The sequence below is a fragment of the Pseudomonas ficuserectae genome (genome assembly GCF_024584585.1).
Classification (GTDB): Bacteria; Pseudomonadota; Gammaproteobacteria; order Pseudomonadales; family Pseudomonadaceae; genus Aquipseudomonas; species Aquipseudomonas amygdali.
Genome location: NZ_CP085684.1, coordinates 1451911 through 1466824, shown reverse-complemented (window position 1 = coordinate 1466824; position 14914 = coordinate 1451911). Strand labels below are relative to the sequence as shown.

At 51.1% G+C, this 14914-nt stretch carries 11 protein-coding genes and 1 tRNA gene; 11 read left to right on the top strand and 1 reads right to left on the bottom strand.

The genetic code is table 11. The features are described 5' to 3' along the window. From LJU29_RS06575 to LJU29_RS06525, 11 genes are all read left to right on the top strand, one after another. On the top strand, positions 1 to 225 hold the full coding sequence (locus LJU29_RS06575) for a cysteine-rich CWC family protein (RefSeq protein ID WP_005755353.1): 225 nt from the start codon (positions 1 to 3) through the stop codon (positions 223 to 225). Between the two features lie 35 nt (positions 226 to 260). Continuing rightward, positions 261 to 953 carry a pseudouridine synthase gene (locus tag LJU29_RS06570; RefSeq protein WP_005755352.1) on the top strand — a complete coding sequence of 231 codons (693 nt, stop codon included), beginning with the start codon at positions 261 to 263 and terminating at the stop codon, positions 951 to 953. Positions 954 to 1250: 297 nt separating this feature from the next. After that, positions 1251 to 2132 carry an alpha/beta fold hydrolase gene (locus tag LJU29_RS06565; RefSeq protein WP_257111873.1) on the top strand — a complete coding sequence of 294 codons (882 nt, stop codon included), beginning with the start codon at positions 1251 to 1253 and terminating at the stop codon, positions 2130 to 2132. 252 nt (positions 2133 to 2384) lie between these two features. Next, positions 2385 to 2458 (top strand) — tRNA-Gly (locus tag LJU29_RS06560). 906 nt (positions 2459 to 3364) lie between these two features. Further along, positions 3365 to 4783, top strand: a complete 1419-nt coding sequence (locus tag LJU29_RS06555; protein WP_257111871.1) for a tyrosine-type recombinase/integrase — start codon at positions 3365 to 3367, stop codon at positions 4781 to 4783. Then, positions 4780 to 8193, top strand: a complete 3414-nt coding sequence (locus tag LJU29_RS06550) for a site-specific integrase (RefSeq protein ID WP_257111869.1) — start codon at positions 4780 to 4782, stop codon at positions 8191 to 8193. Before LJU29_RS06555 ends, LJU29_RS06550 begins: the two co-directional genes overlap by 4 nt. 2 nt (positions 8194 to 8195) lie before the next feature. After that, positions 8196 to 8870: a hypothetical protein gene (locus tag LJU29_RS06545; protein ID WP_080269598.1), complete on the top strand. Its 675-nt coding sequence runs from the start codon at positions 8196 to 8198 to the stop codon at positions 8868 to 8870. Beyond that, positions 8857 to 9195 (top strand): hypothetical protein, encoded by a 339-nt coding sequence (locus LJU29_RS06540; RefSeq protein ID WP_229610940.1) that lies wholly within the window; start codon positions 8857 to 8859, stop codon positions 9193 to 9195. Before LJU29_RS06545 ends, LJU29_RS06540 begins: the two co-directional genes overlap by 14 nt. Further along, the gene (locus LJU29_RS06535; RefSeq protein ID WP_257111866.1) at positions 9192 to 11093 is read left to right on the top strand and encodes a hypothetical protein; all 1902 of its coding nucleotides are present in this window, start codon (positions 9192 to 9194) and stop codon (positions 11091 to 11093) included. Before LJU29_RS06540 ends, LJU29_RS06535 begins: the two co-directional genes overlap by 4 nt. A gap of 366 nt (positions 11094 to 11459) precedes the next feature. Then, on the top strand, positions 11460 to 12506 hold the full coding sequence (locus LJU29_RS06530) for a site-specific integrase (RefSeq protein ID WP_257111864.1): 1047 nt from the start codon (positions 11460 to 11462) through the stop codon (positions 12504 to 12506). Between the two features lie 439 nt (positions 12507 to 12945). Then, a complete protein-coding gene (locus tag LJU29_RS06525) occupies positions 12946 to 13938 on the top strand; it encodes an SIR2 family protein (protein ID WP_005755336.1) in 993 nt (330 codons plus the stop codon). A gap of 199 nt (positions 13939 to 14137) precedes the next feature. Here the strand turns inward: LJU29_RS06525 and LJU29_RS06520 are convergent, their stop codons facing one another. Continuing rightward, on the bottom strand, positions 14138 to 14914 hold the full coding sequence (locus LJU29_RS06520) for a hypothetical protein (protein WP_257111862.1): 777 nt from the start codon (positions 14912 to 14914) through the stop codon (positions 14138 to 14140).

Here is a 14914-nt window from a genome sequence, read left to right as displayed (position 1 = left end):
ATGAACGACACCCGCCTTTGCCCTCTGTGCGGCTTCAACAACCAGTGCAGCCTGGCTGACCCGCTTACTGCAGATCAGGCCTGCTGGTGCTTTTCGGAAAGCATCGACCCGGCTTTGCTTGAAGCCCTGCCTGCGGACATCCGCGACAAGGCGTGTCTGTGTCCGCGTTGCGCCGGGATCCAGGAGGCCGCATCCGGCCAGTCTGCCGACCGGATCAACAAGTAAGATGCGCCCCCCATCCCCTATCCGCCGCTGTCGCCATGCGTCTTGATCGCTTCCTCAGTAACCTGCCAAGCCTCAATCGCAAAAGCGTGCGCCTGGCGCTGGCCAGCGGGCGGGTGCAGGTGGACGGGCAAACAACCAGCGACCCGCACCACGAAGTGCGCGACTTCAGTCGCGTAGCGCTCGACGGGGAAATACTGCAAGCCGGCAAAGCTGCCCGCTATTTCATGCTGCACAAACCTGAAGGCTGCGTCAGCGCGACAGTTGATACACAGCACCCGACAGTCCTCGACTTGCTGGACGAGCCTGACAGACACGAGCTACATATCGCCGGGCGGCTGGACTTCAACACCACTGGCCTGATGCTGATTACCAACGATGGTCAATGGTCACGACGCCTCACCCAGCCGCAGACCAAAATGCCCAAAGTGTATTACGTCGAGACCGAACAACCGATCGACGAACGCTACGCAGCCACATTCGCTGCCGGTATGTATTTTTCATTTGAGAATATCACCACGCAACCAGCGCAATTAACCCTGCTGCGGCCACGTAGCGCACGCCTGACTATTGTCGAAGGTCGTTATCACCAAGTGAAACGGATGTTCGGTCACTTCAATAACAAAGTGCTGCGCCTGCACCGGGAGAATATTGGCGCGCTGGCGCTGGACCCTGCCCTGGCACCCGGCGGCTACCGGGCGTTGCACGCTGCGGAAATCAGCCTGTTCTGAAAAGTCACAACCGTTTGGCGGATTACGCAAACAAGGTACGAATGACACTTGCGGGTTAACGGATCGGCTGCTTGATTGGGATTGTCAGTCCTTATGCGACTGATGGGGCAATCCATTATTCCAAGAAACACTTTGCCGTATCGAGCTGCTGGTTCGCGACACATTGCCCGCCAATAACAATACCTGTCGAACAGCTTATCGGATCGACATGGGCCTTTAATCGGCTATCGCCTGCCTGTCACGAAACTCGTGCAACGTCATGTGCACGTCTACCTGTTTACGCCAGGAGTTACACCTATGTCGCCAGAAAAAGCAGTGCTGGACATACAAGGACAGTTGCGGGTTTATACCGAATTCTATCACACCGATGCCGCCGCAAAGACCATCATTCTGGTCAACGGCTCACTGGCCACTACCGCGTCATTTGCTCAGACCGTCCGCAACCTTTACCCCACCTTCAACCTGGTGCTGTATGACCAGCCTTACTCGGGCAGGTCCAAGCCACATAACGTGCACGGCGCACCGCTGACCCGGGAAGAGGAAGGTCAGCTGTTGCTGGAACTGATCGACCATTTCAACGCCGAGCACGTTCTGTCCTTCTCCTGGGGCGGCGCAGCTACGCTGGTTGCGCTGGCGCATCAACCAAGACGCATCGAAAGCGCGGTGATCAGCTCGTTCTCACCGGTCATCAACGGCCCAATGCGCGAGTACTTGGACAAAGGCCTCGACTACCTCGGCGCACATAGCCGTTACGACATGGGGCATTTGATCAACAACACTATCGGCAAGCACCTGCCGGCGCTGTTCAAGCGCGTCAACTATCGCCACGTCAGCAGCCTGGACGGTCATGAATATGACCAGATGCACTATCACTTCAGTCAGGTACTGGAGCTTGACCCGGACAACTACCTGACAGCAGGGCAGCGCATCAAGGTGCCGGTGCTTTTCATCAATGGCGCCTGGGACGAGTACACCTCCGCGAACGACGCCGCGCAGTTCTCCCGATACCTGCAGAACTGCTGCTTCAACACCATCGAAGCCACAGGCCACTTCCTGGACATGGAACACAAGGCCGCCTGCCGCGACTCGAAACAGGCGCTCATGAACTTCCTGCAACCGGCACACGCGTCATCCAGCGTCTACAACCGGGTTCAGGGTCACCATGCTTTCGCCTTCTGAAACCCGTGAGCGCCTCTCCGTCAGCCCATACGCATGTGCAGCTGGCGGGGGATGTGCGAGGGTGTGATCAGGAGGGAAATCGCTGCGCGGTGAAATTAGCGCTTCAAATCAAGGCAGGGTTCTGGTACAAAGTCAGCCGCTCAGAGCAGGTCCCAGAGCGGGTATAGTTTAGTGGTAAAACGAAAGCTTCCCAAGCTTTAGTTGAGGGTTCTTACTGGACAACCGCTTTTGTGAGCAAGCTTTTTATGTTATGCGGGTATAGTTTATTGGTAAAACTATAGCTTCCCAAGCTATCGAGGAGGGTTCGATTCCCTCTACCCGCTCCATCCCTTCCAAAGAAAAACTGCTTTTAATCAGATACTTCCGCTCTAAATCTCCGCGCACTCAATTATCGCCTATCCCCTCCTCGGCACACACGGCAGCAACGGTACGCCCCGCCAGACTGCAAATTTTTTGTGAGCGAAACCCAATTCTCGGCCCGTAGCCTCATGCGCCCACGACACCGTGCGCGGAATAATGCCCACCTACCTGTCACGCCGCCGCCAACCAGATTCAACGGAAACCACAGACCGCCAGACATTCGCTCTTCCGCGCGCAGTGAGCAGCCTTCCTAGCAATGAGTGAGACTGAAGAGGACGCGTGAGCAACTCAAGCGCCCTACAGGTCACCAAATCAAAAAGACGTCGGGAATGCGTTGTGACTAGGGGTGCCAGTCAATGCGACGATCGACCAGCGCATGGGCATGGGCATGGGCACGGGCACGGGCACGGGCACGCCAGATGATCACATAGAGACAGAATACTTCCTGCCCAGTCGCAGACCATGAGAAAGGACTTAGTCGAACATGCTCAGCGTTAAAGGGCACCGACAAGCAAAAGGGTATGCACCGGCTGATCCGCGATCGTAATTCGAAATTACGCTGCCATTTCTCAGTTCTACCGCCCTACCACACTCTACCGCTCAGCACGCCGCGCCAGGGCCATGTAACTGACCGACAAGGCCGCCGAGCTGGGGTAGTCCCGCTCCAGCTTTAGAGACTAAAACTCAGTGTGAAGCCTGAAGAAACTCAACAACCTATCAAATAGCATGTATCAATAGAATTTATCTATCGAAAATCGCGTGATTATTTAATATCTATAGTGTATATGTGTATTCATATCACACATATAGGGACTAGTCAATATATGAGAAAATCGAATTTAATCGAATCTTTCACTCCAAGCGGCTCGTCCGTGGACACCAGAAAAGAAGCGGAAGGCCAACCTCCAAAAGCTGGTAGTGGTTTAAAGAATGTGATCTTGATTCGCTGCGACCCGCCCCGCCTGTACGAAGCAGCAACCGGAGAACCTGTAGCCCCCTTCAACGCCTATTCACGCATCATCCACCGGATGCCCCGTAGCAAACGGTCGGAGAACGCAAACTACCAGTACATAGGCCACAACGCATTTCTTGTCGATTATCTCTACGAAGCCAAAGCGCTTGGCGCAGGGGAGATCGACCCGAAAGCTTTGAGTGAAACCCTACAATCCTATTTCAAGCTCTTGACAGAGGCTGCTGGCAGTGACGACTACCTGATCAGAGTCATCGCGACCCGGCTAGGCAGGAGCCCCATCACCATCGCCTCAGCTAACAAATACAAAGCCGCGGCAAACGACTTCCTCCGCAAGTACTCGGCACTGCTAAGGGACTCGCTATCGAAAGTAAACCTCCTTAACCCTGAGGAGAAAGTGGAACTGCCTGCAGAACTCATTGAGCTCGAACCTAGGGCACGTAACCGATCTGAGATTAGCAAGATGCGGTCGAACCTTATGGAGTTCAAACCCAAGCCAGATGAGATGTTCCGGCAGGCGATAGGCGGCCTTCAGGGCGGCAAGGCTCCCACGGATACGAAACGGAAAGACTTTCCGAGCGACCAGATCCTAGATCTTCTCAAAAGCCTTCCACCGTTAGAGCGGACTGTGGCCCTGCTCCAATGTGGGGGCAGCCTGCGGCAGTCAGAAGCGTGGGCCATGAAAATCTCAGACATCAAGGTCTCGGAGCGAACGCTGCTGGTGGCCGATCCGAATAATCGTCGCGACCCATCAGCGAAGGAACTGCCATATAAAGGCAGGGCCACTGCTCACATCTATATGTTCGAACCCTTTAAAAAGATGTTCTTTGAGTCACTGGCAGAATATAAGATCGAGCGCCCCACTTCAGACAGTGATTTCCTTTTTGTGTCAGACAGCCCTAACAGCTACGGCGCACCTCTACTGGAAGCACTGGAAGCCAACTCGTTAAATCGTAGGCTTAATCGCGCGCTCTTGAAAGCCCAGACTGAGAACAAAATGGCTTTTACTGAGCGTGGTGGCAAGCCTTATACATCCCACAGCTTACGGCACTTCTACGGCTACTGGGCAAGAAACTTTGTCTACATACCTGGTCGACCAAGCATAGGTTTGACCTTGGCCGAAATCCAAGTTCTGATGGGGCATGCCAATATCACTGCCACTATGATCTACGCAAAACTCGACCAAGAAATCATGATGGCCGAGATCGACGCGTCAGAAAAGATTAAACTGATTTGGAATAAAACAAAATCCATAGACAGCCTGCGTGCCGACTCCTACGAAGCCCTAGCGCGAGACTTGCGCAGGAGGCTGGCAGCGTGATTAATCTATTGACAGTGATAACTGTAGCAAACGCTAAAAAACTCGCAGCAGCAGCGTATATAATTTTCAACCTAATCATCAGTAAAATCAAATCAAAGGAAAACGGACTCAAAGAGAACTCTATCGACAAGCAGTATCACAAAAGAATTGCAATCCTAAAGTTATCTCACCTGAGACCACTAAATAACATATCAGAACAAGACCTGCAGATTATCTATGAAATATCCCAAGGGGTAGAATACGACAAAGCAGAAGACACAAAACTTTATCACAAACTTACCGGCTCAGATCCAGAATGGGCTGAAGACGTTTCGGGACTACGAGTAGTATTTAAAGAGTTTCTGTGCTTACTGTGGTCAGAGGGTGTCGTGACGCTGCCCTACACATTTAATATAACGCACGCCTGGAAGAAAAATCCGGAATTTGAAGAAAAATATACGTATGGCTTCATCTGGGAGGTCGCGAAGGGTGTGAATTCTTTGGAGCGAGCCTCGCGTAACTGGCAGTACCGTACCAACTGGCATTCACCCAAAGACGTCGATTTCAACGAGCTGTGGTCGGCGGTTCCCGCCATGGTAGAGATTTACGGGAGCACAAAAAAGCATGGAAAATTCGCGCTCTTTAGCTGGGTCAATAGGTTTTCTACTTTACATCCCGAAATAATATCCCCAGATCAAGCCTTCTATTTAGAACGCTATCGAATGTACCTGGCTGCCAAGCGCACGCATGAAGGTGATGCGTCCCGATATACAAAGACATACTTGGAATACGTTAAATATTACGTCATGACACCTGAAGAGGCCAAAAGCCTGCCTACCCATGACAAGAAGCTGAGACGCTACAAAATCAGAAACATCAATAGGCAATACGCTCGGCCATCACCAAAGGCAATAGAAAATCGTCGTGAACAAAAGATAAAACAGCGTGCCGAGCAGTTGCTTTCGGAAGCCGGCGGAGCGGTGACCGAGGACGGAAGTCTGCTGGACACGCTCAGCATGGCGGTGTCAGCAGAAGACTACATGCTGTTGGTCGAATTTCCGAAACGAAACGCCGACCTTGACTGGATATCGAATACGTTCTATCCAGGTCGACAGAAAGTTGAAATTATGGAGCACTATAGCCAGTGGATCCTAATGGGATCTAAATTTTTCAAGAAACTCCAAAAATCAAAAAGAAAATCACAAGGCTATATCGATGCCCAAGTAAATCATTTTCGATTCCTATTGGATTATGTATTTTGTTACCTGCCACTATGGAAAGAGCAGCACCCAGACTCTCGCATTGTACTCCCCGAGCGCATCGAAGATTTCGAGCGTATTTTGTACTGGTGCGACGACCTAATTGATGAAGAAACTGTTGAAGCAATAAGCAATTTAAAAGGCCTTGATGACAGCTTTGAGGTTCCGTTAACAGCTTTGCAGTTACGCAACACCCTTAGAACACAGAAATCTAATAAGCCTTTTATCAATGCGGTGCATTTGTTTTTTGAAACAGTGAGAACTTATGGCCCTAGATACGACATCGTAGACGGCAAATACTCTAACCCTGTCAATATAAAAATGGACTCAACAGGCAGCGGCAGCCGGTCAAAAAGCAACAAAATTCCCTTTCCACGCGAAGCGGCTATTATTGCTAAGGCTTACATGCATACGCTTGACTCAATAGGCGTCCAACTCAGAACCATGATTATTGATGGCCGGATCAGTGTTGAAAACGCCGCCATAATTAAGCGAAGTGATTGGATAGATTTGTCTGAACTAGAAATTACTGCGTTAGTAACCATTCAAAGGTCAACCAACCCAACTGAAAATCTTGAAATTCCGATCGACTCTATCCCCAACATTTATCATTGGTGGTACGGGGATTACTTTGTCCCTGAGGCCGAATATACAGAAATGATAACCTCGTATGTTCCGTGGCTTTCAAGCCTGAGAATGCTTGCGATTGCGTTATTCGCAGGCCAGAGGCTTCAGAATGGCCAGTGGCTAGACCTGAGGACATTTGACAAGGGTTTTGAGAGCAGCAAAATAGATGAATTTAATTTGTGTATGTTGCACATAAACACTGACAAATCCGGAAACTCTCGGGACGTGGTGATTGATGGTCACGTAATGGAAAGCTTATTTGATGAGCGACGTTTTCAAACAGAGATCTATCGTATACCTCCAGGCCTCGTTTACTACGAAAATGATCCGAGAGATCCGCAAGGCTATGGTCAAATCTGCCCGTTGTTTCGCAGTCCATGGGGCGGAAACGATCTCCCGTTCGCTGACTCTACTTATTCAAATGAGTGGATACGTTTCTGCCAGGGACTTGAAGGGTTGTACAATTCGGTCGTATCACCTGATTCGCTTCACGCTTTTATCACACCAGGCAAAACAGGCGAAGATCTTGCAGTCCATGTGCCCCATGCTCTGCGAGCGACATGGATAACACATATGCGGATCTACGGGCATCTGGAAGTTACCATCGCGGCCCGACAAGCCGGCCACCGATCTGGTAACATGTCTGACTACTACACAATACTTCCTGCGGAAGAGCTTCTCGAAAATATCAACACGGCTAACAATATAGTTACCGAAAGTGCTTACAAGGCACTGATGGGCAAGATAAAGTCTCCAAACTCTCCTGGGAGCGCGATTGTTGAAGGCTGGAGCCAGGACAAACAGCAACTTATCAGAGATCAAAACTTCATTAGTAAACAATTCTATTTTATCAACAGCCAAGAAACCGGTCTTGATTTGATGGTAAAATCTGAAACAGTTCCGCTGTTCATGACCCATTGCATTTGCATGAGAAATGGTGATTGCCCTATGAAGTTGATGGAGTTTACACGCCGAGCTAGAACATGCAGTTTGTGTGATGGCGCAGTGTGGGGTGTAGACCATCTCCCTGGAATAAATGTTTGTATGAGACAGGCCCAACGCAAAAGCGAAAAACTTATTGAGAAGATTGTACAGCTCAGCTCAACCGATTTGCCGGCTGCAGAATTAGAACCATACCATTCAGATCTCACTATCACACGATACGAATTAGCGTCCTATACACGACTAGCTGATCAGCTTAATACATTTCTGGAGTCTGAGAACAGCAATCCCGGCTATATAAGCCGGTACCGGGATCTGGTTGGAGCAAAAAGGCACGCGGTCGACATGGCAAACCCTCGCCACCGCATCATTGCAGAAATATTGGATTCCGAAGCTTATCCACACTTGACGTCTGTCAACTACACTGCCGTAGTTGAGAAGATCGCCAAGTCCCCAGAACTCCTCTCGGCAGAATACCCCCAGCCTTCCTACTTCCGGCTCCTAGCCAACCAAATTGCGTCGATTCTTAAAGCCACAAACTGCACATTCGACGAAACTTTCGATTTGATATCGGAATCGGTCCGAAAGTTGGGAGGCAAGTAAAAATGAGGAAGACTTCATCTCGTCCTGCAGATCAACTTAAAGTTGATAGATCCGGTCGAAAACTCCAGCTCACAAACACGCTATCCAAGACTCACGCTGTGCTGCAATCCTTCTTGAAGAACGGCGAAATCATCAAGAATGCCTCGATCCTAGCTCAAAGGGTGGCAGCAATTGTTGGCGTTGATCCTTCCTTATATCGCAAAAAGTCGACGCCTCACAAGGAATTATTTGACCAATACGCGGTTAAATTGTGTGTAAAACTTCCAAAATCAATACTCAATGCGAGCATTCCTGATGACGTAATTCGTCTCCAGCTAAGCGAGGCAACTCACCGTATAACAGTGCTCGAAAAAATACTGGGGGACTTGCCCCACCGAGCGCAACCAGTTGCCACCCCAGTAAGCAGGACAGACGCCAATCTATATGATTTTGAGAAAACCTGTCACTTGGTTGAGAAAATCCTACTTGAAAATCAATACCTCTATTTTGATAGTGGAAAATTAATGACGAGTGCGACAATGACCTCAATCCCCGCTGAGCTTTCAGACGCAAAGACCTGCAAACCATTCTTGGACTGGCGCCATGCAAGAACCAAAAATATTGGATCACTTAGCACAACTGAACTTGAGCAATCGCTTCGCCCTTCAGCTTCGGGAAGAGTTGATGAGCCTGATTAAAAATAGTATCCCTGTTCCTGTCCGCAAAGGCAGCATTGATCTGACCTGGCTTGCAGAGCGTATCGGCGCGACACGACAAATTTTTTATCCGGGGAGAGGAAGCTCCGAAGTTATTCAGCTTCTATCACTATTGAATCAGCACCTAAACAGCGGTAATCACCAAGCGACAAAGCCCTCTGAGCAGAATATTGAGTGTTCAAAGCTTCGAGTTGAACTGACCTTGGTGCGTCAAGAGAACTTAAACCTAAAGCAGCAGCTGCGTCTAGTACGTCATGAACAAGACATGATGCATGCGTCAGGAATAATGTTGGGTGATCTTGATTGAAAAAATATCTGATCAAGCGAATTTTTCATCGCCTCGACGGTATTAGCCTAGCGAGTTGCCACGATACAGGGAGTGATCGGACGGTATCTTTACGGTACCGCACCGCTGGGTTCGAACTACCTTTGGTGGCCGGGCGCATGTACCTGCTACGAACGAGTGCCCGTAGCAACGGGGTGAATTTGGTAGCAGTTCTGGAGTGCGGTGTAGACGCCTCGGGCTGGGACGAGCTTATCAAGAACAGTTTCTTTATAGACAGCTTTCACCTCCCCCCCAAGGCAAAGAAATTGCTTCTGTCACAGAGTCTTGGCTCGCGTGAGGTACTGCTTGAGTCTCTAACGAGCGGCGACATGCTTCCGTGGTGCAACGTACTCCTGGAACCCGAGCGCACTTTGCTCGGGCTTTCTTTTCAGGAAAGCCTGTCACGGTATCAGCGGATTAAGCGTGTGATGGCTTGGGGGTTAGCTCAAATCCACGCTGAGCGCTTTTATGAGACCTATGGTTCGCAGGCTTATGAATCATCATCAGCACAAGTGAAAGCCCTCCTCGCCTTCGCGTCACAGAACGAGAGGCGAGCAGCCCTCTCATCCACGGGAGCGAGGTTGTCGCCTGATCAGAGGACTGTACTTGAAGCCATGGGCTGGTTCCTGGAGCAAATTCGCGGCGAGCGCACGCTATTCCGTGAAACTGACGTACCTGTGAAGCTGAAAGAAGGGCTTAGGCTTAGCGCCAATGCCGGTTGGGTAATCACTGACGGCGATCACTATCAACTCAAGTCCAACGCTAACCTGCAAGTGGCTGTCCGCAGACAGCTTGAGCGCCTTTCGCGGAATTTTTTTCCAACCTATACCGCTGATGAAATTCGCTACAGTTATTCAAGATACAGCCAAGTCGTTGCGTCCTATAGCCATATTGATTACGAAGACGAAATCACCGCTGCCGTTAACTCCAGAATATCCATCATTCGCCCGCAGGACTTGAAGTGCCTTCATGAATTCATGGCCCAGTTGTCGGGGGTACTGCAAATTCTATATGCCTCGGCTCCACTGGTAGTCGTGTACTCCAGTGGTCTGAGCTCCCTGCATGAACTTCATGCTGAAAAAGAACCAATCCCTTTTTACCGGCTGCCGCAAGACCTCCCCAAATACAGCACAATCATGGTTACCGATTGTGACTTGTTCAGCCTCAGCGATTTCCTGATCACCCTGCAAAACATCCCAGAAACCTCACGCCTGGTGCTCATTGACAGCCGTAGAACCAAGCCCGGAGCCACGCCACATTTCATTGATGGACTTGCCCGCTATTTCGCAGCTTTAGACGTCCAGCGCAACGTGATGCCTCAACGATTGACGCCCAATCAAGATTCGATCTGTCCGCAGGAGCCGTTCAATGTCCGCCATGCCGAGCAATGCCATAGAGGACATCCTGAAGAGGTCTTCGTCAGCGACCATCCGGCACTCGTTGATGCCATCAACCAGCGGCTGACTCGCCCCCGTTCACCGATAGTTCTGGAGACTCAAGATAGAAGCTTTAGAAAATATGATCGAGTCTGGCTCCGACCGGCATATTCGAGCAAATGGGATCCGTTTATCTGCACGTTGCACTCGGTCAGCGCAAAAGGATTATTCGTCGAAATGGATGGGCGTTTTTTAACGTTGTCCAAACAGCTAGTGCAGGATGCAGTCGTCGCACTCGGTTTCGCCATGTCCCCGACGGCGGCGGTACAAACCAGGGCGCTATCGGTAGTGTTGATCGCCTCAAGGCCCCATAAGGAGGAATGGATCGCCTACCTTGTTGCATACGGGTTGAAGGTCACGGACTCTTTCCCCCATGATCTAGCTCCGAGTAGACCGTTCACAAAGGGGCTGGCGTACCAGCGTTTAGCGCCCCTGGTTGAATAGTATGCCTGGGGGGGGGGGTATCGAACTCATTCCTCATCACCATCCAACTCAGCTCACCTCATCCGTTAAATGTTGCCTTACACTGATACCTGAGATTTGCATCCCTGACGCACTTCACATGAGGCGCAGCCCTGGCCCAGAAGCTCAGTAGTCTGCCGTGTATGCCAACGGGTAAATGTGTCGCTTCTACCCGCGCTCTTGATTGCACAATTTAAACCATACGTGATAGCGTCGAACTTTCGATCAACCTGGATCGAGCGGTCGGCACGCATAGCCTCTGTGCATCAGGATTAGTTCACATCTCTTCGCACGCATTTCGACAACAGTCAGCGGGCAGCCGACACCATGACGTATTGGAGAATTGCTATGCGCATCCCGATTTATTCGGAAGATCTGCTCCCCCAATCTGGCTTCAAGCGAATCGCGAAACGAGTCCAAAAACTGTGGCCAGGCCAAAATCCCATCAGCCTATCATTCGCGCGTGAGCTTCTTTCAAAATGGCTCGGGTATAGCGATTACCATGATGTGGTGCAAAGCTCAAAATCAAGCTCGATCAAACCACTGAGCCCCTCCGAGAGCGAAGTGCGGACAGCCATAGCGTCGGCAATGCTGACTACGCTTAGTTCCAGCCATGAACCCACTATTGCAGCCAGAACGCTGCGGGTATTCGCAGAGGCATTGCCGCTCCAAGCACTAGTCAGCTTCAAGCACCTCCAGCCGCAACCATCATCTGATACCCGCACCATTGGCCCCTCTAACGTCACTGCTGCCCAGAGCCTTCGGCACACTGAGGCCAAAAGTGATGCCCCGCCCCTCAAAACAGGTATCAAAAAAGCACCTAGGCTTGTCTCGCCTCGACGGACGATCAGTCCACATGAGTTAGAGGCAGTCAGAAGGGTGGTACAGGCCTCCGGCAACCTTCGTGATCAGAGCCTGTTTGCTCTCATTGAGACTGGGCTACGCTCGCACATGTTTCTTTCAGCCAAAGCCAATCTCGAAAAGCTTGATGACTCTAATCCTGGCTTCCTGATCCTGATTGATAAGCAGCGCCATACCGTTGTGCCCCAAAACACCAACGTCTTGGAGAGATACATCAGGTCTGAAAAATTAAAGACCGATGGCTATCTTTTTCCCTCCTCGAAAGCCCCTAATGAACCCATGTCAGCGCGGGAGTTCTCCGAAATCGTCAAGGGCTGGACGTCAAAGGTAATCTCCGACGGTCTGCAACCCACCGCATATTCCATTCGAGCCGCAGTCATCGAACTTAGTTTGGGAAATCTCCCAGCTTATGACCAGTTACCCAAACAGGTGGGGCACCTCGAATCGGTCATGACCCAGCACTACCTTACGCCGTCTGACACAACACTGAACGGTGGTCATGCGCCGAAGACGGAGCCAGACGAGGCTGACTGACCGACGATCGACTCTTTGAAAAAATGGCCGGTGCCATTGGTTGAATAACCGCCCGGCCATGCTCCCCTTTTCTAGTACACCAACCGACTTCTCTATAACGGCATTTTTCATCCGGCCAATGTCAACCCAGCCTTCTGTCTTCTCACTCAATTCCTAAGGCGGAGGATGCTCTGGTCGCATCTACGCGCGACAATGCTGAGCATAGGTACCAGAGGCCAAATCTGGGACAGATTAAGCTGATGAAATTCAACTACTCTCCGAGCTGGGTAGGACATTTCCCCCTGCTTGTCCGCTTTACTTATGACCAGCCGGCTGGGGCTACGAGTCGCCAGGGCCGTGGTGACCGAAGCGCTGGCTCACTGAGCAGCGATACACAGTTATGAAGCGAGTACGCTATTTCAGTCAACGATTGAAAATTCAGCCCCCCAAGGAAGTGATGATGCCAAGGAAGACATTGATATTTGGAAACGGCCTAGGGATGGCGCTTGATCCCCAACATTTTTCGCTTACCAACGCTATGGCTGATGTATGGAATGACCCTTTTGCCATCAGTGATGTGCACAAAGAGCTAATCAGTCAGTGCCTTGGTGGAAATGGCGTCATCCCCGCGCGGGAAGATCAGCTCGACCCACTGCACCTGGTGATCTCAGCGTGCAGGACGCTTAGTAGCATCAACATGTCACAGCGGATGAACGTTCACTGGTTATCGCAGGAAGGTCTGCAATTTCCGGTCGCAGTGGGAAACTACCTTCACAAGGTAGCCACCAGGCTGCACCTTTACGCCCATGGCCTCCCGCAGGCCTTTCTGGAACCATTAATCGCGTTCGTTCGCCAGACAAAGTCACACGTCGCCACTCTCAACTACGACAAGCTTCTCTATGGAGCATTTCTAGATGCTGGCCTAATGGCGGGCTATTTCCATACCACGCTTGTGGACGGCATGGTTGCAAATGGCTTCAGCTCAGATGCACTGACGCGCTTATACAACAATGACTTTGGATACTACCTCCACCTACATGGCTCCCCTCTATTCTTTGACCACCATGGACTGGCCAGGAAACGTGATCGACATCAGCTCAACCCTTTTTCACCGGAAGGGTCTGATCACATCGTACTGACCCACGTTCGCCATAAGCGATCGGTGATTGGCGCCTCGACGGTGCTTTCCACGTACTGGAACTACCTAGGGCTCAGTCTGAACGAATCTCAAGAGATCATCGTGTTCGGGTACTCGGGGGATGATGACCATCTCAATGATGTGATCGCCGCCTATGCCCAGTCCAGACACATCGTGATAGTCGAGTGGAGCGGCGTTAATCAAACTGAAGCACAGAGACTTGCATTTTGGTCTCAAAAATTCAAAACCGGTAATTTCCACTTATGGCGCCTACCGAACGTTCTGACCTTCACGCAGTGGGATCACATTTATTGAGTTCGAGCGTCGGTGAAGGTCTGATCACTCCCTCGGCGCAGGGCCACATGATCAGGGTTGTAGCGGTGGTGGCTGAACGGTTTGAGTTCGATGAACTGATCGAGAAAATCATACTTTCCGTGAATAGCACAGGCCAAGATTTGAACCAGCTGTGGATCTGTGAAGGTCGACTTTCCCCGACCCAGCGTCGATCAGGGCTTCAGTTGCCCGCAGCGGCATCATGCAGTTTCGCCTGCGTACTCAGCCACTCCGCATACCCCATCACAAGCTCCCAAGCGATGGATCTGGCCAACTCGTACTCAGCCGGGCTCGGCTGTCTCAAGGCGCCGTCGGCTGTCCCTCGATGCCGACTGGCGGAGGTAGGTCTGTTACACACGGCTTGAAACTGGCCAAACTTGGAAAATTCTATCTTCAGGGCGTCCGCGACCCGATGGCGCTTCAGAAACTTTGATTCCAACGCATCCCAGATTTCGTACAGGTGAACAAACTCGTTATCTGGATCACGGAGAGAGTTCCGATGACTGGCCAGTGTCCGAGCGAGAATCAGATCATCCGAGTGACTCTCCAGCAACAAAGCTTGCCGAGACTCTCGCTCAATGCGCTCCTGCTCCGAGTCCTCGATCACGACCCCATTCCTGATAATCTGAATTTCAAAATGATCGCTTATCGAGACAGAGGCATAGCATTCAAGGAACATCTCTCGTTTGCCATCCGAATGCGCCACAGTCAGGGTTGGAGGGTGTGAAAACTCTACTGCTTGTTGGAGCCTGCGCTGGGCAGGTGCCAGCCTAGCCTGGATCGCGACCAATAATTTATCAGCAAGCGTTGCATCCGCCCGATAGACCTGCTCATCAAAATCTGCTGTGACCCTGCCACCCGCAGCGACAACGCTACCACCAAACTTTTCAAACTCCAGCAAGCCGTCAATCAGGCCTGCGGGGCTATAGCTCCACTCCAAGGTCGCCTTGCTGCTCAT

Excerpts from the sequence above, each read along its gene's own strand:
- LJU29_RS06575 (WP_005755353.1), top strand. The coding sequence starts at position 1 with ATGAACGACACCCGCCTTTGCCCTCTGTGCGGCTTCAACAACCAGTGC.
- LJU29_RS06570 (WP_005755352.1), top strand. The coding sequence starts at position 261 with ATGCGTCTTGATCGCTTCCTCAGTAACCTGCCAAGCCTCAATCGCAAA.
- LJU29_RS06565 (WP_257111873.1), top strand. The coding sequence starts at position 1,251 with ATGTCGCCAGAAAAAGCAGTGCTGGACATACAAGGACAGTTGCGGGTT.
- LJU29_RS06545 (WP_080269598.1), top strand. The coding sequence starts at position 8,196 with ATGAGGAAGACTTCATCTCGTCCTGCAGATCAACTTAAAGTTGATAGA.
- LJU29_RS06540 (WP_229610940.1), top strand. The coding sequence starts at position 8,857 with ATGAGCCTGATTAAAAATAGTATCCCTGTTCCTGTCCGCAAAGGCAGC.
- LJU29_RS06530 (WP_257111864.1), top strand. The coding sequence starts at position 11,460 with ATGCGCATCCCGATTTATTCGGAAGATCTGCTCCCCCAATCTGGCTTC.
- LJU29_RS06525 (WP_005755336.1), top strand. The coding sequence starts at position 12,946 with ATGCCAAGGAAGACATTGATATTTGGAAACGGCCTAGGGATGGCGCTT.
- LJU29_RS06520 (WP_257111862.1), bottom strand. The coding sequence starts at position 14,914 with ATGAGCAGCAAGGCGACCTTGGAGTGGAGCTATAGCCCCGCAGGCCTG.